The organism is Caballeronia sp. dw_19 (assembly GCF_018449515.1).
Classification (GTDB): Bacteria; Pseudomonadota; Gammaproteobacteria; order Burkholderiales; family Burkholderiaceae; genus Caballeronia.
Map to the genome: position 1 here is coordinate 148,192 of NZ_JAAVUQ010000002.1, position 20,164 is coordinate 168,355.

15 protein-coding genes are annotated in these 20,164 nt (G+C 60.7%); 14 read left to right on the forward strand and 1 reads right to left on the reverse strand.

From position 1 onward, the window contains the following. Window positions 1-234: 234 nt before the first annotated feature. The 5 genes from HB376_RS03570 to garD all read left to right on the forward strand — a co-directional run bounded on the left by HB376_RS03570 (window position 235) and on the right by garD (window position 6,027). Window positions 235-1,440, forward strand: coding sequence for an extracellular solute-binding protein (locus HB376_RS03570; RefSeq protein ID WP_213762049.1), 1,206 nt, complete (start codon window positions 235-237; stop codon window positions 1,438-1,440). 98 nt (window positions 1,441-1,538) lie between these two features. Next, complete coding sequence (locus tag HB376_RS03575) at window positions 1,539-2,618, forward strand: ABC transporter ATP-binding protein (RefSeq protein ID WP_213762050.1); 1,080 nt, start codon at window positions 1,539-1,541, stop codon at window positions 2,616-2,618. Then, window positions 2,615-3,496: a sugar ABC transporter permease gene (locus HB376_RS03580; RefSeq protein ID WP_213762051.1), complete on the forward strand. Its 882-nt coding sequence runs from the start codon at window positions 2,615-2,617 to the stop codon at window positions 3,494-3,496. The genes HB376_RS03575 and HB376_RS03580 overlap by 4 nt, the downstream gene beginning before the upstream one ends. Further along, window positions 3,496-4,431, forward strand: coding sequence for an ABC transporter permease (locus tag HB376_RS03585; RefSeq protein ID WP_213762052.1), 936 nt, complete (start codon window positions 3,496-3,498; stop codon window positions 4,429-4,431). Before HB376_RS03580 ends, HB376_RS03585 begins: the two co-directional genes overlap by 1 nt. Window positions 4,432-4,473: 42 nt before the next feature. Beyond that, window positions 4,474-6,027 carry a galactarate dehydratase gene (gene garD / locus HB376_RS03590; protein ID WP_213762053.1) on the forward strand — a complete coding sequence of 518 codons (1,554 nt, stop codon included), beginning with the start codon at window positions 4,474-4,476 and terminating at the stop codon, window positions 6,025-6,027. Window positions 6,028-6,198: 171 nt separating this feature from the next. On the opposite strand, the gene HB376_RS03595 is transcribed toward garD, so the two are convergent. Further along, window positions 6,199-7,071, reverse strand: coding sequence for a LysR substrate-binding domain-containing protein (locus HB376_RS03595; RefSeq protein WP_213762054.1), 873 nt, complete (start codon window positions 7,069-7,071; stop codon window positions 6,199-6,201). Between the two features lie 68 nt (window positions 7,072-7,139). On the opposite strand from HB376_RS03595, the gene HB376_RS03600 reads away from it, so the two are divergent. The 9 genes from HB376_RS03600 (at window position 7,140) to HB376_RS03640 (ending at window position 20,145) form a co-directional block, all read left to right on the forward strand. Continuing rightward, complete coding sequence (locus HB376_RS03600) at window positions 7,140-8,810, forward strand: MFS transporter (RefSeq protein WP_255631144.1); 1,671 nt, start codon at window positions 7,140-7,142, stop codon at window positions 8,808-8,810. A 114-nt stretch (window positions 8,811-8,924) separates the two neighbouring features. Next, a complete protein-coding gene (locus tag HB376_RS03605) occupies window positions 8,925-10,280 on the forward strand; it encodes an amidase (protein ID WP_213762055.1) in 1,356 nt (451 codons plus the stop codon). 235 nt (window positions 10,281-10,515) lie between these two features. Beyond that, window positions 10,516-11,976, forward strand: a complete 1,461-nt coding sequence (locus HB376_RS03610; protein ID WP_213762056.1) for a mechanosensitive ion channel domain-containing protein — start codon at window positions 10,516-10,518, stop codon at window positions 11,974-11,976. Window positions 11,977-12,388: 412 nt separating this feature from the next. Continuing rightward, the gene (locus HB376_RS03615) at window positions 12,389-15,271 is read left to right on the forward strand and encodes a winged helix-turn-helix domain-containing protein (protein ID WP_213762057.1); all 2,883 of its coding nucleotides are present in this window, start codon (window positions 12,389-12,391) and stop codon (window positions 15,269-15,271) included. A 195-nt stretch (window positions 15,272-15,466) separates the two neighbouring features. Next, window positions 15,467-16,105, forward strand: a complete 639-nt coding sequence (locus HB376_RS03620) for a hydrolase (protein ID WP_213762058.1) — start codon at window positions 15,467-15,469, stop codon at window positions 16,103-16,105. A gap of 131 nt (window positions 16,106-16,236) precedes the next feature. Continuing rightward, window positions 16,237-18,114, forward strand: a complete 1,878-nt coding sequence (locus tag HB376_RS03625; RefSeq protein ID WP_213762059.1) for an amidohydrolase — start codon at window positions 16,237-16,239, stop codon at window positions 18,112-18,114. A gap of 91 nt (window positions 18,115-18,205) precedes the next feature. Then, on the forward strand, window positions 18,206-18,847 hold the full coding sequence (locus tag HB376_RS03630; protein ID WP_213762277.1) for an HD domain-containing protein: 642 nt from the start codon (window positions 18,206-18,208) through the stop codon (window positions 18,845-18,847). Window positions 18,848-18,896: 49 nt separating this feature from the next. Next, entirely contained in the window at window positions 18,897-19,139 is a 243-nt protein-coding gene (locus HB376_RS03635; RefSeq protein WP_213762060.1) for a DUF1427 family protein, read from the forward strand. Between the two features lie 70 nt (window positions 19,140-19,209). Then, window positions 19,210-20,145 carry a glyoxalase gene (locus tag HB376_RS03640; protein ID WP_213762061.1) on the forward strand — a complete coding sequence of 312 codons (936 nt, stop codon included), beginning with the start codon at window positions 19,210-19,212 and terminating at the stop codon, window positions 20,143-20,145. Window positions 20,146-20,164: the final 19 nt, after the last annotated feature.

The following is a 20,164-nucleotide window of genomic DNA, read 5'->3' on the forward strand; positions in this document are numbered from 1 at the left end:
TCTGTAAGGGTTGGGGCGCTATCCGTTCGACCTTTGCCGGGAGGCCGAAGGCACCGTGATTAGGGGTTTACGGTGATAGAAAGCGCGCCCCGTCACAGTTATGTTCTCATACGACAACATACATCGATAAATGCGCCGCCACGCTGACCTTTGGCTGCGGTCCATTTGTGTCGCGTGGCGGCATCGGCTTTGATCGATCCGCAATAAAATCCATACAAAGAGCGAGGAGACGAAATGACTATGTCCGGCCGTTTGTCGGCGAAGCTGGGGGTGCTGCGCATGGCGTTGAGCGCCGTGGCCGCGGTCACCACAGTCACCGCGGTGTCGATTGTCACCGCACCTGCCGCGCACGCGGCGGACCCGGTGTCGATCAACATCGTGGACGTGGCGGGCAATCTGCAACTGACGCAGAAGGCGTTCGAGGCCTTCAAGGCGAAGTACCCGCAACTCGTCTCCAACATCACGTTCACCAATGCACCCGCGCCGCAGTTGCCCGGCAAGATCAAGGCGATGCAGGCAGCCGGCCGCTCGGACATCGACCTCGTGCTGACCGGTACGGACGCGCTTGCCGCGGGTATCGAACAAAAGCTCTGGATGAAACTGCTGCCGGATCAGGCCACCGCGTTCCCCGGCGTACTCGATAAATACGCGCGAGGTCCGCGCAAGATGCAGGACCTCGCGCAAGGCTACGGGATAGAAGTGACGTACATGCCGGCGGGTCCGTTGATCGAATACAACCCCGCCAAAGTGACCGATCCGCCGAAAACGCCTGCCCAATTGCTCGCGTGGTGCAAGGCGCATCCGGACAAGCTGATCTATGCACGCCCGGCTAATTCCGGTCCCGGCCGCACCTTCCTGATGGGCTTGCCGTATGTGCTCGGCGACAAGAACCCGCAAGACCCGATCAATGGCTGGGACAAGACCTGGGCCTTTCTCAAGCAACTGAACGATTGCATTCCTTACTACCCGGGCGGTACGTCGGCGGTGATGAAGGAACTGGGCGAAGGCTCGCGCGACATGACGGTGACGGTCACCGGCTGGGACATCAACCCGCGCGCGCTTGGCCTCGTGCCGGCCGAATACAAGGTCCAGGCCTTCGACAACATGACGTGGGTCGACGACGCCCATTACATGGTGATCCCGAACGGCGTGCCGAAGGAAAAGCTCGACGTGCTCTACAAGATGATGAACTTCATGCTTGAACCCGCACAGCAGGCAATGACCTTCGACGACGGTTATTTCTATCCGGGTCCGGCAGTGAAGGGCGTGACGATCGATCAAGCCCCGGCGAAGAGCCAGGACGTGATCAAGAAGTACGGCCGGCCGGAATACGCGAAGCTGCTCGCCGATCGTCCGCATGTGGTGCCGCTGAGCGCCACCGCGATGGTCGCCGCGTTCCAGAAGTGGGACCGCGAGATCGGGTCGCAGAAGTCGAAGTAGCGGAGTAGTTTTTACGGCCGTGCGATGCCTTGATCATTGCTTCAAGCGATTAAGTCAAGTTCGTCGCACGGTGTCGTTCTTAGCCTCAGGAACCTGCCATGAAGCATCAGTTTGATGAGTTGCGTCTTGATTCGGTCAGCCGCAGTTTCATGAACGCCGAAGGTCAGGCGGTCGCGGCGCTCCGTGGTCTTGCCTTGAACATCCAGCGCGGCGAATTCATCGCGTTGCTCGGGCCGTCCGGATGCGGCAAGTCCACCGCGCTCAATTGCATCGCCGGCTTGCAACCGCTGACCGGCGGACGGATCTGGCTCGACGACCAGCGTATCGACGTCCTGCCGCCGGAAAAACGCGGCTTCGGCATGGTGTTCCAGAACTACGCGCTGTTCCCGCATATGTCCGTGCTCGACAACGTCGGTTTCGGTCTCAAGATGCGCGGCGTCGCGAAGAGCGAAGCTGCCCGTCGCGCGTATGAAGCGCTGCAGATGGTGCAGCTTGTCGGTCAGGAGAAGAAGCTGCCGGGGCAGTTGTCCGGTGGCCAGCAGCAGCGTGTTGCCATTGCGCGGGCGATCGTGATCGAACCGGCGCTCGTGCTGATGGACGAACCGCTGTCGAATCTCGATACCAAGTTGCGCATTGAAATGCGTGCGGAGATCCGGCGCATTCACAGTCAGCTCGGCCGCGCAACGATCTACGTGACCCACGACCAGGACGAAGCATTATCGATGGCCGACCGCATTGTCGTGATGCGGGAGGGCACCGTGCAGCAGGTTGCGTCGCCGAAGGAAATCTATGAACGGCCCGGCAACCTGCATGTCGCGCGCTTCATGGGGTATCGGAACGTGGCGCAATTTACGCTCGAAGGCATGCAGGGTGAAGGCGTGGCCGTAAGCTCGGACGGCGTGCGGCTGATCGGCATGCCGATGGCCGGTTTCGACAGCAAGCGCGTGAGCGTCGCGATGCGTCCCGAAGACCTGGAGCGCGCCGCGCCCGGCGCCGAGAATGCGTTCAATGCAGAGGTGCTGACGGTGGAATACGGCGGCCACGATTCGCTGATTCGCGTGAAGGCCGCGTTCGGCAATCTGTGGGCGCGCGTGACGGGTGACGTGGCGGTGGGCGAACCCATTTGCCTGCGCGTTCCGCCAGCGCGCACACTGGTGTACGACGGGGAAACGCCATGAACTCGCCAACCGTTCCGCTTCCTTCAACGGTCCCACGCGACGCCAAGGCGTGGCTGGTTTCTCCCGCGCTGATCTTCATCCTCGCGCTGTTCGTTTATCCGTTCGTGTACGGCCTCGTGCTGTCGTTCCAGCCGATGAACGGCGGCTCCGCGTTCGCCAACTACATCGCCTTTTTCACCGATACCGCGATGTGGCCCACGATCATCGTGACCTTGAAGCTCGCGGTGCCGGCGACGATCATCAACGTGGGCCTGTCGGTTCCGGTCGCATTTGCTTTGCGCCGGAATTCGCCGTATCAGAAGTTCGTGACCACGTTGCTGGTGATTCCGGTGACATTGGGCACGGTGCTGATCGCCGATGGCATGCTGACCTATTTCGGCCCGAACGGCTGGTTCTCGCAGGCGGTGCATGGACTGCATTTATATAGCGATGAAGTGCGTCTCACGCATAACTATTGGGGCGTGTTGATATCGCTGATCGTGTCGGGTTTTCCGTTTGCTTTTCTGCTGACGCTCTCATATGTGACCGGCATCGACCCGACGCTTGCGCGCGCTGCGGCAACCCTGGGGGCAAGTCCCTGGGAGCAGTTTCGACAGATCTACCTGCCGCTGCTGATGCCCGGGCTGACCATGGCTGCGTGTTTGTCGTTCGTGCAGGCGTTCTCGGTGTTTCCATCGGCAGTGCTGCTCGGTGCTCCGGCCGGACCCACGCGGGTGATCTCGATCGCCGCCGCCGAAGCCGCGTTCGAAAGCTACGATTATTCCCTCGCCTCCGCGATAGCGATGGTGATGGGCTTTGTGCAGTTGCTGGTGGTGGCAGGCATGCTGAGCGCGCGCCGCTTCTTCTACACGGGTCCGGTGACCGGAGGTAAAGGCTGATGGCAACCGATAATCATGCACCTGCCTGGACCGCTTCCACTCATGCCTCGGCTCCTCGCGACAGCCGCAACGACGGTGCGCAACCGGCCAAGCCGATGAAACCGCGCTTAAGCCTTGGGGACCGGCTCTGGAAGATGTTCGTCTGGGGCGCGATGGCATTCTTCCTGTTCAATGTCCTGTTGCTGATTGCAACCGTTGCCGTCAACTCCGTCGCGACGCGCTGGTTCGGCACGTTGTTGCCGCCGGGATTCACGCTGCACTGGTATGCGCAGGCATGGAGCGACTTCCAGCTTGCGAGCGTGTTGTGGGTGACGATCGAGGTGGTTGGCGCAGTGGTGATCCTGTCGATCGCACTGGGCGTGCCGGCCGCATATGCGCTTGCCCGCGTGCAATTTCGAGGCAAGCGTTTCGCCATGCTGGTGTTCCTGCTGCCGCTGATGGTCCCGCCCGTCACCTACGGCATTCCGATGGCAACCGTCATGTACAAGGTCGGTCTTGCCGGAACATTGAGCGGCGTGATCCTGGCGAACATGGTGCCCGCGCTGCCGTTCGTCATTCTCGTGATGACGCCGTTCATTGAACAGATCGATCCGAATCTTGAAGCAGCCGCACGTATCTTCGGGGCGAACACGGCGAAGTATTTCCGCTATGTACTGCTGCCGCTGCTGATGCCGGGCATGTTGGCTGCGGGCTTGCTGGTGCTCGTTCGCACTATCGGCATGTTCGAACTGACGTTCTTTACCGCCGGGCCGACCACGCAGACGCTGGTGGTCGCGCTGTACTACGCGGTCTTTTCGACGGGTGTGCGTGCGCCTCAATCCATCGATGCAATGGCGATGATCTACATGGCGATCACCCTGGTATGGGTACTGATCGCGCTGCAGTTCGTCAGCCCGACGCAACTCGTTTCACGCGTCAAGGAACAGCGGCAGTGATGGGCGAGTAGTCGCGAGTAGTCACCTTAAGGTTCGATTGAAATGGAACAGTCTCCTCTCTACATTCGGGTTCATCCTCAGGACAATGTGGCGATCGTCGTCAACGACGGCGGCTTGCCTGAAGGCGCTGTGTTCGCCGATGGTCTCGTGTTGCGCGAGCGTGTACCGCAAGGCCATAAAGTGGCGCTCGCCGATCTGGCCGAGAGCGAAGCCGTGGTGCGCTATAACGTGGTGATCGGGTACGCATTGAAGGACTTGCCCAAAGGAAGCTGGATCAACGAACACGTGATCCGGATGCCGGAGCCGCCGGGTCTGGAGGACCTTCCGATCGCCACGCGAGCGGCGCCCGAGATGCCGGCGCTGGAAGGGTTCACGTTCGAGGGGTATCGAAACGCCGACGGGTCGGTGGGGTCGCGCAACATCCTCGCGATCACCACGACCGTGCAATGTGTGTCGGGCGTGGTCGAGCATGCGGTCGCGCGGATCAAGGCTGAGTTGCTGCCGCGGTATCCGAACGTCGATGATGTTGTCGGGCTCGAACATACCTACGGTTGCGGTGTTGCTATCGATGCCCCCGATGCCATGGTTCCTGTTCGCACCGTGCGCAACATCAGCCTGAATCCGAACTTTGGCGGCGAAGTGATGATCGTGAGCCTCGGGTGCGAAAAGCTGCAGCCCGAGCGCTTGATGCCCGTCGGCACAATTCCGATTGCGACGGCAGGGGACGATTCGAATGGCGATGTTGTCGTGCTGCAGGACAACGCGCACGTTGGTTTCCAGTCGATGATCGATTCCATCATGCGTACTGCTACGCGTCATCTCGAACGGCTGAACCAGCGGCGGCGCGAAACGTGTCCTGCCTCTGACCTCGTGATCGGCGTGCAGTGCGGCGGCAGCTATGCGTTCTCCGGACTTACGGCGAATCCCGCGGTAGGCTTCGCCACCGATCTGCTGGTGCGTGCGGGCGCGACGGTGATGTTTTCCGAAGTGACTGAAGTCCGCGACGGCGTCGACCAATTGACGAGCCGCGCCGCCAACGCCGAGGTTGCGCAGGCGATCATCCGCGAGATGCAGTGGTACGACACATATCTGAAGCGTGGCGGCGCGGACCGCAGCGCGAACACGACGCCGGGAAACAAGAAAGGCGGGTTGTCGAATATTGTCGAGAAGGCGATGGGTTCGATCATCAAGTCCGGCAACTCGGCTATCTCGGGCGTGCTGTCGCCCGGCGAGAAGGTGAAGCAGAAGGGCCTGATCTTCGCGGCAACGCCCGCGAGCGATTTCATCTGCGGCACGCTGCAGGTCGCCGCGGGTATCAATCTGCATGTGTTCACCACGGGGCGAGGCACGCCGTATAGTCTGGCAGAGGTACCTGTCATCAAGGTCGCGACACGCTCCGATCTGGCACGCCGCTGGCATGACTTGATGGATGTCGATGCGGGTCGCATTGCAACCGGCGACGCGACGATTGAAGACGTAGGTTGGGAGCTGTTCCGCTTGATGCTGGACGTGGCGAGCGGGCGCAAGGAGACATGTGCCGAGCATTTGAAACTGCATAACGCGCTTACTTTGTTTAATCCGGCGCCGGTAACGTGATCGGCAGGCTATTGAAAATAGCTGCGGAGTTGCTTACATGACCGCTGCCAGCCGATGAATATATCGGCTGGCAGCGGTGGTCTCTTTCTCCCTCGCTTTACCCATTCTTCGTTTCATTTCCTCAGAAGTAATCACACTGGTGTTTCGATACCCGTTGCATCGGCCTTTGAACTACAACTGTTTCGTATAACTGATAAATTCACGTACAGCAGGCGCACGCTCATGCTGGCGAAATGCCATAGCGACTTCCGATACGATCGGTTTTCCAGTAATCGCCTTATAAACCACGCCTGGAAGTGAAACACAATCGCTGAGCGTGCGCGGCACTACCGCGACATTTCCCCCTAGCGAGACACAAGCCAGTACTGCGGCCAACGGTCCTGGCCTCTGGCCCAACTGCGGTTGAAAACGCCCCCTGCGCCCGACCTCAAACGTCCCGAAGTCCTGCTCAGGCAACGCAAAAACACAGTCACGCAATTGGGCGGGAGAAATGCTTGCCGATTCCGCCAGCAGTGAGTCTGCAGGAATGGCCAGAATGAAATGATCGCGATACAGCGTGATCGCCTGGATTCCCTCTGGATAATGCATGGGCGGCCTGACATACGCGACGTCGATAAGACCTTCAGCAAGCATGGCCGGCACCCGGTCCATCGCAAGTTCGCTAAGGACTATCTCTATGCGGGGGTTGTCACGGCGAAATCCCCTAATGGTGTTTTGAAGCACACCCGCAAATGCCGCCGACGCGACGTATCCCACCTCGATCCGGCCCAGCTCTCCGCGCTCGGCAAGCGCGGCAAGTTCCTGCCCGCGTGACAAGTGGGCAAGGGCGGCCAGCGCTTCGGGCAAGTAAGCCTCTCCTGCCGCAGTCAACGCAACGCTGCGTTTGGTCCGATGAAACAGACGCACGTTCAATAGCCGCTCGGTTTCCTGAATCTGCTTGGTGAGCGAGGGCGGTGCAATGTCCAGTTCCTCAGCCGCGCGGGCGAAGTGGAGGTGCCTGGCAACACAAACGAAGCATCGGATATGACGAAGTTCGAGTTTCACTGTATTAACATTTTCGTGAATAATTCTGTGATCTTACGTTAGTGACGGTTAATACGGTTATAGATAGTATGACCACCATCAATTTCCTCCCGGTGGTGGTTTCCATGTTTCGAAGAAGTCCGCTCATAAATCATGAGCAGCCTCCAGATGGTCCTTCGCCTGCGGACAACGAGCGTTCACAGGACACGGATTCCAGCCCGGCGTCGAGCAGGCGGGCAGCGCGATTCGTTTTGGGCACCGCCTCGGCAACCTGCGCGCTGATCGTTCTCGATACCAACGTGGTCGCCGTTTCCCTGCCGTCGATCGCTCGATCGTTCCACGTGGGTTTTGCTGACGTCGAATGGGTCGTGAGTGCGTACATGGTCGCCTTTGCATCGTGCTTGCTGGCCGCCGGCGGCATAGCCGATCGCTTCGGCCGAAAGAAACTGATGATGATCGGCCTGGGTGTCTTCTGCCTGGCATCGCTCGGATGCGGGCTTGCACCTACCGCGCTTTTCCTGAATCTCGCTCGTGCGGTAAAAGGCGTGGGCGCGTCAATGTTGCTGACTGCTGCGCTCGCCGTGATAGCCAATACCTTCCAGGACGGACCCGATCGCGCGCGCGCCTGGGCCGTATGGGGCATGTGCATGGGGCTGGCGACCACGGTCGCGCCGTTAGTCGGCGGCGTGATTACGCAGTGGTTCGGGTGGCGGTGGATCTTCCTCCTGAACTTGCCTGTCTGCTCGGTGCTCGCCTGGTGCGTGCACCGCTCTATCCGCGAGTCACGCAACCCCCAAGCCGGGGCAATCGACGTAATGGGGAGCCTGTTGTTCGGCGTCTCTTTGGCACTTGGCATCTGGGCGCTGATCGGAACACAAACAGACGGTTGGCAAAGTCTGCCCACAATAGCCCGGTTCTCAGGATGCGCAGGATTACTTATCGCATTTCTGAAGCTGGAAAAGAACCGCCGTCACGCGATGATCGACTTGTCGCTGTTTCGTCAGGCGCGTTTTGTTGCCGCGGTGCTTAGCATGTTCGGCTATGCAGCCTGTGCTCAGGTCATGATGACGTTCCTGCCGCTGTATCTGCAGAACGCATTCGGATGGCCGGCCGTTAGCGCGGGCATCGGCATGCTTCCGTTTGCCACTGCCATGATCGCGGGTCCCTACATAGGGGCGTGGCTTGCGGGCCGGTTTTCCAGTGTCACGCTGCTGACCGTTGGGCTTGGCCTGATCGGCGCAGGGAATTTATTGACCGCGTCAGTAGCAATGGATCAAAGGTACTGGCTGGTCGCACTCGGCATGATCGTCACGGGTTGTGGTGCCGGCATACTGAACGGTGATACGCAGAAGGCGATCATGGCGTGCGTTCCGCCTAATCGAACCGGCATGGCTTCCGGCATCAGTACGACCACGCGGTTTACCGCGATCGTCACGTCAGTAGGGGTGCTTGGCGCCGTGCTTGCATCGCGGACTCAGACGGCACTCGACTTAGCCTTGGTTAATGCTCCCGCGGTAAAGCATTCGCTTGGTGCCGACTTCATGTCCAGATTGCTAGCCGGCGACGCGGTTCACGCGACCGAGCATTTAGCACCAGCCGCAAAGGTGTTCCTGGCAGCTGCGGCCCCGGCAAGTTTCGCTAGTGGCTTCGCCTCGGCGCTGTACGTTGCGGGCGTGCTCGCCCTGGTCATTGCTGCGATTGTATGGAGTTTGGCTGGCCGGCGCATGCGTCCTGCGACGCAACCGCTTGGAGGTAGATGAGCAAATACTTACCCCTCTTGCCATTATTGTCTCAGGTCAAGTGACTGGCATACTAAGGCATTAGCGCGCTTAGGCCACGGAACACGCGGAACACACACCGGGATTATTCACGAGATGACTGAACCAGCAAACGCATTTACCCTGCTCGACATCCGCCGTGCTGTCGAGAGCGGGGTTCTGACAATCCAGCAAAGCATTGAAGCCGCCGATAAGGCCGCCCGGCAAACCCAACCGTGGTTGCACGCATTCAGTTATCTGCCGGACGCGCCGGTGGTCAATCAAGCCGACATAGGCTTGCCGCTCGCGGGTGTTCCCATCGGCATAAAGGATCTCATCGACACGGCGGACATGCCAACCGAGTACAACTCGCCGGCGTACGCGGGCCGCACGCCCGACACTGATGCGGTACTTGTGGCGCGCTTGCGGCAAGCAGGCGGAACCATCGTAGGAAAGACGGTGACAACAGAGTTCGCCTGGCGCCACCCGGGTCCAACGGTCAATCCATGGAATGAAAAGCATACGCCCGGCGGCTCGTCCAGCGGCTCCGCCGCGGCTGTGTCAGCGGGGATTGTTCCTCTTGCATTCGGGACGCAGACGTTTGGTTCCGTTATTCGCCCCGCGGCGTATTGCGGTGTCGTGGGGTTCAAGCCGACCTATGGGAGCATTGCCAGAACCGGTGTGTTGCCGCTGGCGCCATCGCTGGATCACGTCGGAATGTTCACTGCCAACGTCGCGGATGCGGCGTACGCCTTTAAAGTCGTAGCGGGTTCCGACGATCAGGACTTTCACTATTCTCACGTATGCAGCAAGAACAAAAGCCAGGGCAACGACGGCAGTGCGGTCATCCGTATCGGCATGCTGCGCAGGCAAGTCGGCACTGCGATGGAACCCGCTCAGGACAACGCGCTGGCGCGACTGGCGGCACAACTGAAAGCCGATGGAGCGGACGTCGTCACGGTCGACTTGCCGGCGGAACTGGAGGACATGGGGGCGCTGGTATGGGCGATATTGGCGGTCGAAGCGGCGCTGGTGCATGGCGCGCTTCTGGACCGGTCGCCCGGCCTCATCAGTTCGGTCATGACGTCGTTGATCAACGAGGGCCGCGGCGTATCGAGTGTCGACTATGCGCGAGCGAGGGCTGCGCAGGTGCGGCTGGCCCATCTCTTTGACCGCTGGTTGCTGGAAGACATGCGTCTGGATGTACTTCTCGTCGCGCCGGCCCCAGGGGAAGCGCCTGTCGGACTCGCCTATACCGGCGACGCTTCGATGTGCGCTCCATGGACATTCCTGGGCGTTCCCGCCATCAGTCTACCGATCGCCCTCGGGGCCGCCGGTCTTCCGCTCGGCGCTCAACTGATCGGCGCGGCGCAACACGACGAGCGTTTGCTCGCGGTTGCAGAGTGGGTGGAAGCGCGAGCGGGCTGGAAGGCTGTAAAGCTGCAGGCAAAAGGCGGTCCGGACAGCGCCTGACTGTTTAGAGTCCGGCCGCGTGCAGGGCGTATGACGGATCAAGTCGACTCTCGTGCTCTCGCCCAAATCCGTGCATCTGCATCGTGCACGTTGTGAACGCCGGACGCACGACACGTTCTACGGATAAGACCAGGAAACCGTAGAATGCGAAGGCATTCGGACAAAACATCCGTGACTGTACGCAGCCGTTCGTTGCGCAGCAACACGGGAGGTCCTCCATGTCGGGAGCAGTCCTGTGAAAGATCCGCTGGTTCTTGGCTTCGTGTTGGTCATGGTGGACGTCGTGCTCTGGCGCGCAGCGTTTCCACGCAACGACACCATCCGCTTGCTGCTCAGACTGGTGATTTTCGCGCTGCTGAGCGCGCTATTGTTCGGATCGACGCTGAGTCCTTTCACGCCGGCGCCGTGGCCTGAATCTGCGGGCCGTCATCTTGCGGCCCAGATTCTCGAGGTTTCGTGGTGGCTGATCGGCGCGCGTCTTCTTACGTTGTCGCTGGACGCAGCGTTCCGATCGCGCCATTGGCACAGGGAGCGCCTTTTCCAGGACGTGCTGGGTGCGCTGGTTTTTCTTGCAGCCGTCGTCGCCTCGCTTGCATTCGTGCTGGGGCTGCCGGTCACCGGACTGGTCGCCACCTCCGGTGCACTGGCAATCGTGCTGGGTCTCGCCATACAAAGCACGCTTAGCGATGTGTTCGCCGGGATCGTGCTGAACACAACCGAGCCGTATCACATTGGGGACTGGGTCTCGGTTGATGGCGTGGAGGGCAAGGTGCTGGAGATGAACTGGCGTGCGACGCACCTGCTCACGTCCCAGGGCAATGTCGTCATCGTCCCCAACAGTGTGGCGGCCAAGGCGAAAATCACCAACAGCAGCCGTCCCGTTGCGCTTCACGGCGTGTCCATCGCGCTGCAGATTTCACCGGAAGAACGTCCGGCCACCGTCCTTGGCGCGTTGGAGCGTGCGGTCCTGGGAAGTAGTCTGGTGTTGCAAACGCCGGCGCCCTATACGCTTATCAAGAACGCCTCGATCAACTCGATTGAATACGCAGTCACGGTTTATATCGATGACATGGGCAAGTCCGTGGTCGTGACGAACCAGCTTTACGACCTGTGCCATCGTCATCTCGCCGCTGCGGGAATCGAACTCCGGCCATTGAGCGTTCCAAGGCCACCACGCCAGGACGGCGCCGACAGCCGGCAACGGCTCCTGTCACATGTCGATCTCTTCCGTGCCTTGCAGGGTGAAGAAATCGAAGCGCTGTCGAGGAGATTGTCCCGTCACGAATACGAAGCAAATCAGATGGTCGTCAAGTCGGACGAGGTGACGGACTACCTGACGATCGTGCAGTCGGGTGTCATGTCGGTGATGGTGACGGGACCCTCCGGTCCGGTCGAATCCGCGCGGCTGGGACCTGGTGACTCCATCGGCGAAGCGGGCGTGCTGGCAGGTTTGCCGGTTCAAGCGCAAGTCACGGCTTTGACGCGGGCTGTAGTCTATCGGCTGGACAAGGCGGACCTGACGCCCTTGTTAAAGAGCCGGCCGGAAATAGGTCAGCAGATGTGCCACCTGCTTTCGCAACGGCAAGACTCTCTGCGCAAGCTGAACGCCGAGATACCCGTGCTGGTGGACACCGAACGCACGCTGCTGGACTGGCTGCGCGATGGCATGCAGAAGCTACATGAACTGACCACTTAGCGAATCCGCGAAGCGAGCCGTAGAACAGGGTTCCATCGGTATGCGTGCAACTCTTGGCGGCATAAAACCATCTTTAAGCTGTCACGCAGCGGACTTAAAAAGAGGGCCTTATGTGTCGATACAAGCATTAATAAAGTCATCACTATAAAAACGTCTGGTTTACTGATTGGTTCGAAAAGCGTATTAGTCGTGAGGGCGAGGCTGATTTTCCGCTAGCCTGAGCGCCTGCCTACCAGGTTGCTTACATTGCGCCGCTCGCCTATTTTTCTAACGAAACACATCAAGAATTTCGATGGGTCGAATCGAAATTTTTCAATCTTTCCTTCGTGTCCGTGCCGTAAGATCTGCCAACTGAATCGCTTGGCGCAGTGACCCGTTTTTTCATCCATCACCCTTCGGAATCGAGCGTGCGATGGTCCGGATCGGGCAACTTCTCATCTCCCTCGAAAGCAGGGAAATCCAGCTTAACAGCGAGTCGCTGCGCATTGGCAGCCGCGCATTCGACATTCTCGAGCTGTTGATCCGCGCGCAGGGAACGCTGGTCTCGAAGGACGAGATCATGCGTCGCGTATGGCCCGACACGGTGGTCGAGGAAAACAATCTGCAGGTTCATATTGCTGCTTTGCGCAAGGCGCTCGGCGCGGATCGCGATTTGATCAAGACGGTGCCAGGCCGCGGTTATCGGCTGATGCCGGCGCATGAAGAGCCGCCCTCGCAGCGTGAAGATGCCGCAGTTTTGTTGCCATGCACTTCGACCGTGCTTACTGCCGGCGTATCGGCTTTGATCGGGCGGCAACAACTGGTTGCGCAAGTGCTGGACGCACTGAATGCCGCGCGGGTCTTCACGCTGGTTGGCGCGGGCGGTATCGGCAAGACGCGGGTTGCGCTGGAGGTTGCCGCTCAGTCCGCCATGCGTTTTCCAGACGGCGTGGTGTTCGTGCCGCTTGCTTCGGTGTCGAATGCGCGTTTCGCGCTGGAAGCACTCGCCGGTGCACTTGGTATGAAGTTGCCTGCCGGGCGCTTGTCGCCCGATCTGATCGGAGCGGAAACAGCCGGCCGCCGCATGCTGATCGTGCTGGACAATTGCGAACATGTGATCGACGCGGCTGCGGAGATAGCGCGCGCCATGACGGCCGCGAACCCCGCGTTATGTGTGCTGGCGACCAGCCGCGAGGCACTTCGCATTCAGGACGAGGTGCTGTATCACGTGCCGTCGCTCGATGTGCCCCAGGATGCAAGCCTTAGCGACGAGATCCTTCAGACAAGTGCGGTGCAGCTATTCCTTGCCCGCGCCCGCACGATCGATCCGTGCTTTTCTTCTGATGAACGCAGCATCTTTCTCACCGGCCTTGTATGCCGCCGGCTCGACGGCATACCGCTTGCGATCGAACTCGCGGCGGCGCGCGCGGCCGTGCTTGGCATTGAAGTGCTGGCCGACCATCTCGATGAGCGCTTTCGCATCCTGACGGGCGGCTTCAGGGGCGTGTTGCCGCGCCATCAGACGTTGAAGGCCATGCTCGACTGGAGCTATCGTCTTCTCGACGATACCGAGCGCACGTTGCTGCGTTGGCTTGGTGTATTCCTCAACGGATTTTCCTTCGATGCAGCCTGTCACATGGTGGCCGCCCACGGTTTTTCGCAAACCGAGATCCTCGATGCACTTGGGGGCCTGGTCTCCAAGTCGCTCGTGATTCACGATAGCGGGGCCGTGCCTTCGCGCTATCGCCTGCTTGCAACCACGCGGGCCTACGCGTTGCAGCAACTCGAAGACAACGGCGAGCGCAAGGCTGCCGCGCTGGCGCACGCGACCTGGGTGCGTACAGTATTCGATCGTGCTCCGTACCACCGCACAGAACGTCCTCCCGGCGAATGGCTGTCCGAGTTCCGCCAGGAAGTGGGCAACCTGCGTACCGCGCTTGACTGGGCATTTTCTCCCGGTGGGGACCGGTCGGTGGGCATCGAACTCTCTGCGATGGCGGTGCCGTTTCTCTTCGATGTCTCGCTCGTGGACGAGTGTTGCGAGCGGGCTCGCATGGCTATCGACGCCGCCAGCCATGCCGATACCGCGAGCGTGTCCGTCAACACGAAGCTGCGGCTCCTGGCAGCCTATGCAGCGGGACTGGTGTACACGGAGGGGCCGACAGCGGCGCTCCGCGATGTCTGGTCCGAGGTGCTGTCGCTCGCTGTGGCTGCGAGCGACACCGAGTTCGAATCCCGCGCCCTGTGGGGTTTGTGGAACGCCTACCAGTACGGCGGCGAAGCACGGGCGGCGCTGTTGCTCGCGCGCCGCTTCGGCGCGCTTGCACAGCAGTCCGGGAACCGGACTCAGTGTGTCATCGGCTGCCGGATCGAAGGCATTGCGCTGCACTATGCGGGCGAGCCGTCCGCTGCCCGCGAGCAGCTCGAGGCAATGCTGAACGCGTACGTGCATGGCTGGCATCGCTGGAACACGGTCGGCTTTCGGGTCGATCACGGTATTGTCGCGCGCGCTACGCTTGCGCGGGTGTCATGGGTTCAGGGCGAAACGCAAGAAGCGTTGAGGCTCGCACACCATGCGCTCGATGCCGCGCTTGAATACGAGCACGACATGGTGACATGTTATGTCCTCGTCGAGGCGTTCATACCGGTCGCATTGCTGACGTTTGACCAAGCCGTTGCCGAGGCTGGTATCGCGATGTTGAGAACCCGCGCGTCGCACGCGGGGTTCGCGATCTGGGCGACTTGCTGCGACTGCTATGAGGAATACCTGCAATCGATGTCCGGCGAAGGCCAGTGCCGGTTGCCACAGTTCCGCGCGTCGCTCGACGCATTGCGCAAGAGCGGCTTTCTTGCACCGCTGACGCTGCTGCTTGCGCAGTTCGCACGGGCTTCGCTGGCTGCCGGCCGACGTGACGACGCGACGGCCGCGATCAACGAAGCGTTTCGTCATTGCGAGGAAACGGGCGAACGCTGGTACTACCCGGAACTGTGCAGGGTGAGGGGTGAGATCGCGCTCGCTGCGCACCAGACGACGGACGCCGAATCGTGGTTCGTCTCCGCACTCGATCATGCGGTGCGCCAAGGTGCCGGCGAACTCGAACGCCATGCCGCCGCAAGCCTCGGTGAACTTCAAAAAAGGCTGGGCAAGGCAAGCGAAATGCAGTTGCCGCATCCGTTATCTGACGTACCTATGCCTGAGCACAGCGATGGCATTGCTGCGCCCGGCTATATCGTCCCGCCGCTGAACGGCTCCCCCGCGTCGTCCTCCGAACGCGACCTTGCTGCGCGTCCACGCACGAGCGGCTCGATCCTTTAAGACGCGATCCTTTAAGAAGGATTCAGGTCGTCCTCAGGACTTTAAGACTTCTTCTCTGTAGCCTCGAACCGGAATCGAGATGCGGCTCATGTGCGTCATGTACGCCTCATGCCTGCCATCCCGGTTACCGACATTTCCCACGGTGGCGTGCGTCGCCGTCCCGATTCAGTCTGAGGCCAGACCAAGGAGCATTCCATGCCGCATGAATTACTCACCCCCGACACCTGTGCTCTCGCGTTGATCGACTATCAGCCGCAGATGTTCTTCGGCACGCATTCGCACGATCGTACGACCATCGTGCATAACGTCCAGGTCCTCGCGAAAACCGCCAAGCTGTTCAAGGTTCCCACGATCCTCACGACGATCGCCGCACAGACTTTCAGCGGCGAGTTCATCCCGGAACCCCAGGCCGTCTTTCCCGAACAAAAACCGATCGACCGTACCTCGATGAATTCCTGGGAAGACGTGAACTTCCGCAACGCCATTGAAGCGACCGGGCGCAAGAAGATCGTAATCGCCGGCTTGTGGACCGAAGTCTGCGTGACGTTTCCGACCGTGCAGATGCTGGCCGCTGGCTACGAGATCTACGTCCCGACCGACGCTTGCGGCGACATCACGGAAGAAGCACATGAGCGTGCCGTGCAACGCATCATCCAGGCAGGCGCTGTACCCATGACCTCATTGCAATTCATGTGCGAGCTGCAACGTGACTGGGCTCGCGGCGAGACTTACGACGGCTGCATGGATATCTTCAAGGCCCATAGCGCTTACGGAATCGGCGTGCGTTACGCGAAGCAGATCCTCGGCGAGCACGCAAGCGAAGCGGGCGGCTAAAGGCAGGAAGCCGAAGCACATCGAAGAAGCACATCGAACCAGCACGTCAACACGCGGCCGCGATCGGTGATTCCCACTTTCCGGTGTAACCCGTTCGCCGCCGTTGCGCACTCTAAAGCATGAGGACGACGATGACAGCGCCAACTCCTGCCGCCGCGTCCGCGGATGCCATCTTTTTCAACGGGAAGATCGCTACCCAGGATGACAAGCGATCTTTCGCGACGGCACTCGCGGTCAAGGACGGAAAAATTCTCGCCACCGGCACCGACGCTCACGCGATGCAATTTGCCCACGCCGGCACTCAACGCGTCGACCTGAAAGGGCGCACGGTAATTCCGGGGCTTAACGACTCACATCTGCACGTGATACGAGGCGGCCTGAACTTCAATATGGAATTGCGCTGGGACGGCGTGCCGTCGCTTGGCGATGCGCTCGACATGTTGCGCCGGCAAGTGGCGCGCACGCCGGCGCCGCAGTGGGTACGCGTGATCGGTGGCTGGAACGAACTGCAGTTCGCCGAACGCCGCGGTCCGACGCTGGACGAGATCAACGCCATTGCGCCAGACACGCCGGTGTTCATCCTGCATCTCTATGACAGCGCATTGCTGAATGCGGCGGCGCTGCGTGCAGTGGGATATACCAAGGACACGGCTGACCCGCCGGGCGGCGAGATCCAGCGCGACAAGCGCGGCAATCCAACCGGCATGTTGATAGCGCGCCCCAACGCGGGTTTGCTGTACGCGACGCTGGCGAAGGGACCCAAGCTTGCCTACGACGACCAGGTGAATTCGACGCGGCATTTCATGCGCGAACTCAACCGTCTCGGCGTCACAAGCGCAATCGATGCGGGCGGTGGATATCAGGCCTATCCCGACGACTATGCCGTGATCATGGCGCTGGCTAAACGCGGCGAGCTGACCCTGCGCATTGCCTATAACCTCTTCACGCAGAACGCGAAGAAGGAGATCGAGGACTTCGCGCGCTGGGTGAAGATGACCAAGCCAGGTGAAGGCGATGACTTCCTGCGGATGAACGGCGCAGGTGAAATGCTGGTCTTTTCCGCGGCCGATTTCGAGGACTTTCTCGAGCCGCGTCCTGATTTGCCGGAGACGCTTGAAGCGGAACTGGAAGCCGTCGTTCGGTTGCTCGTGCAGAACCGCTGGCCGTTCCGTCTGCACGCGACGTACGACGAGTCCGTCGACCGCTTTCTGAACGTGTTCGAACGTGTCAACCAGGACACGCCGTTCAACGGCCTGCGCTGGTTCTTCGACCATTGCGAAACCATTTCACAGCGCAATATCGACCGTATCGCGGCGCTTGGCGGCGGCATTGCCATCCAGCACCGCATGGCGTTTCAGGGCGAGTATTTTGTCCATCGCTATGGGGCGCAGGCGGCCGCCAGAACGCCACCGATCCAGCAGATGCTGGCAGCAGGCCTGCCTGTAGGCGCAGGTACCGACGCCACGCGCGTGGCAAGTTTCAATCCGTTTGTTTCGCTGTACTGGATGGTGTCGGGCTGCACGGTCGGTGGCATGCAGATGTATGCACCGCAGGACCGCCTGGACCGTATGGAAGCGCTGCGCCGCTACACGGTTGGCAGTAGCTGGTTCTCGGGCGAAGAAGACCGCAAGGGCGCTCTTGTGCCCGGACAGTTCGCGGACTTCGCAGCGCTCACCGACGACTATTTCACGGTCGATGAAACGCGCATCAAGTACCTGTCGTCGGTGCTGACCGTGGTCAATGGCAAGGTGGTCCATGCGGACGCGGAGTTCAGCGCGCTCGGACCGCCGCCGTTGCCGGTCAGTCCGTCGTGGTCGCCGGTAGCGGAGTTCGGCGGCTATAGCCGATACCAGCCCGGCACGATCGTCCAGCAGGCGTGCGCCGACGGTTGCGCCAACCTGTGCGGCATTCATGCTCATGGTCACATGTGGGCATGGCGCAAACAGGTGCCGGTCAGCGATCCAAACGGCTTCTGGGGTGCGCTCGGCTGCAGTTGTTTCGCGTTCTGATGCGTCAAGGCGGATTAAGGACGATTCAGGTTGCTTGAGGGCGCATGAGGAGACGTATCGTGCAGGCCGGGGCAAGGAGAGGGCGATGACGATGACAAAGCGCATCGCGGGAATCACGATTCCAGACAGCGAGATGGCGTGTGCGGCGGCTGCCGCCGCGCGCGCGATTGAGCCGGATATCCTCTATCGCCATTCATCGCGGGTGTTCCTGTTCGCGTCGCTGATCGGCGTTCGCAGGCAACTCCTCTTCAATGCCGAGTTGCTGTACGTCGCCGCGCTTTTCCATGACATGGGCCTGACCACGCTCTACCGCGACTCCCAGATGCGCTTCGAAGTAGACGGTGCGAACGCGGTCAGGAAATTTCTTGGTGGCTATGGCGTGCCCGAAGATGCCATAGCCGACGTCTGGAATGCCATCGCCTTGCACACCACGTTCGGCATCTGTTCGCACGTGTCCGAGTTGACCGGACTGGTTGCAGCCGGGGTCGAAACCGATCTGCTCGGCATGCATTTCGATGAAGTCGGCCGCGTGGAGCGCAACGCGGTGCTGGTCGAATATCCGCGTGGCGCGGGCTTCAAGGAACAGATCATCGATGTGTTCGCACAGGCGATGGCGAACCGTCCCGCAACAACATTCGGGACGGTCTACGCCGACGTGCTTGAGCGCTGCGATCCCAATTATCGGCGCATGAATTTCTGCGGCTTGATCCTGGGCTCCGAATGGAAAGAGTAGCGTTCCCCGCTTTATTGGCTTGGGTAGCTTTTGGAAAAGAGGCTTGACGATGCCCTATCTTATTTCGCTTGCGGCAGGCTTCGTGGTCGGCCTGCTGTATTGCCTGGTGCGTGTGCAATCACCCGCACCGCCGTTGATCGCGCTCGTAGGATTGCTGGGGATCGTGCTAGGGGAACATACGATACCGATGGTGCGCGCGCACCTGTTCCCGGACAGTGTTCAGGTCCAGCAACTGGAGACGCCCGCATCCGCGAAACCGGCGCCGGGCGCTGACGCGGGACGCACCAAGTGAATTAAAAAGCACTCAGCTTTTTAGCGCTGTCTTATCTCCCTTTATACCGAATAGAAACAGGAGCCTTTTCATGTCGCGCATTCCCGTCTCTCGGCTTGCCGCCGCAGTCGCCTTTGCCTGCGTGTTGCTCGGCACGGCGAGCGCGCCCGGTGTTGCCCAGGCCGCAGCCGAACTCAAGCCCGCGTCGGCGAGCACGAACGTATCCGTCGGTCCTCAGTACGATACGACTCACGTGTATGTGTCCAACGAAGATATCGATGCATTCGTCAACAGCTTCCTGGCGACCTTCGGCGGCAAGGCATCACCGCGTGCGGTCTTCACCGTGACGCCGACGCCAAGCAAGACCGCGTCGCAATACGTGCAGACCCCCGTCGGCATGTTGTCCGTGTTTGCGTTCCAGACGCCGATCCCCTATCCGTTCGGCGACGAGCGTACCGGCTATCTCGTGACCGATATGGACCAGGCCGTGCACGCGGCCCGTGCCGCGGGTGCGGATGTGACCGTCGAGCCATTCGACGACCCGATCGGCAAGGACGCGCTGATCCGCTGGCCCGGCGGCTTGAACATGCAGTTGTACTGGCATACGAAAGCGCCGTCGTACGGGCCGCTTGAATCGGTGCCGGACAATCGCGTGTACATGTCCCGTTTTGCCGTCGATGGTTTCGTGCGCCGGTTCGTGCGGTTCTCGCAAGGCAAGGTGGTCTCCGACGACCGGCATGCGGACGCCGGTGTCATCGGTCGTCCGGGCGAGACCATGCGCTGCATCCGGATTGAATCGGGCTTCGGCAAGATGGTGGTGTTCGTCACCGACGGCAAGCTCCCGTATCCGTTCGGGCGCGAGACGACCGGCTACCAGGTGACCGACCTCGCGGCGACGCTGGTGAAGGCCGAGGCGGCGGGCGCCAAGGTGTTGTTTGCGCCGTACCAGACCGGCAAGGGCAAGACGTCGATTGTCGAATTCCCGGGGGGGTATATCGCCGAGATCCACGACACAGCCGCTCAATGATCCAGACGCGACGTTCGCG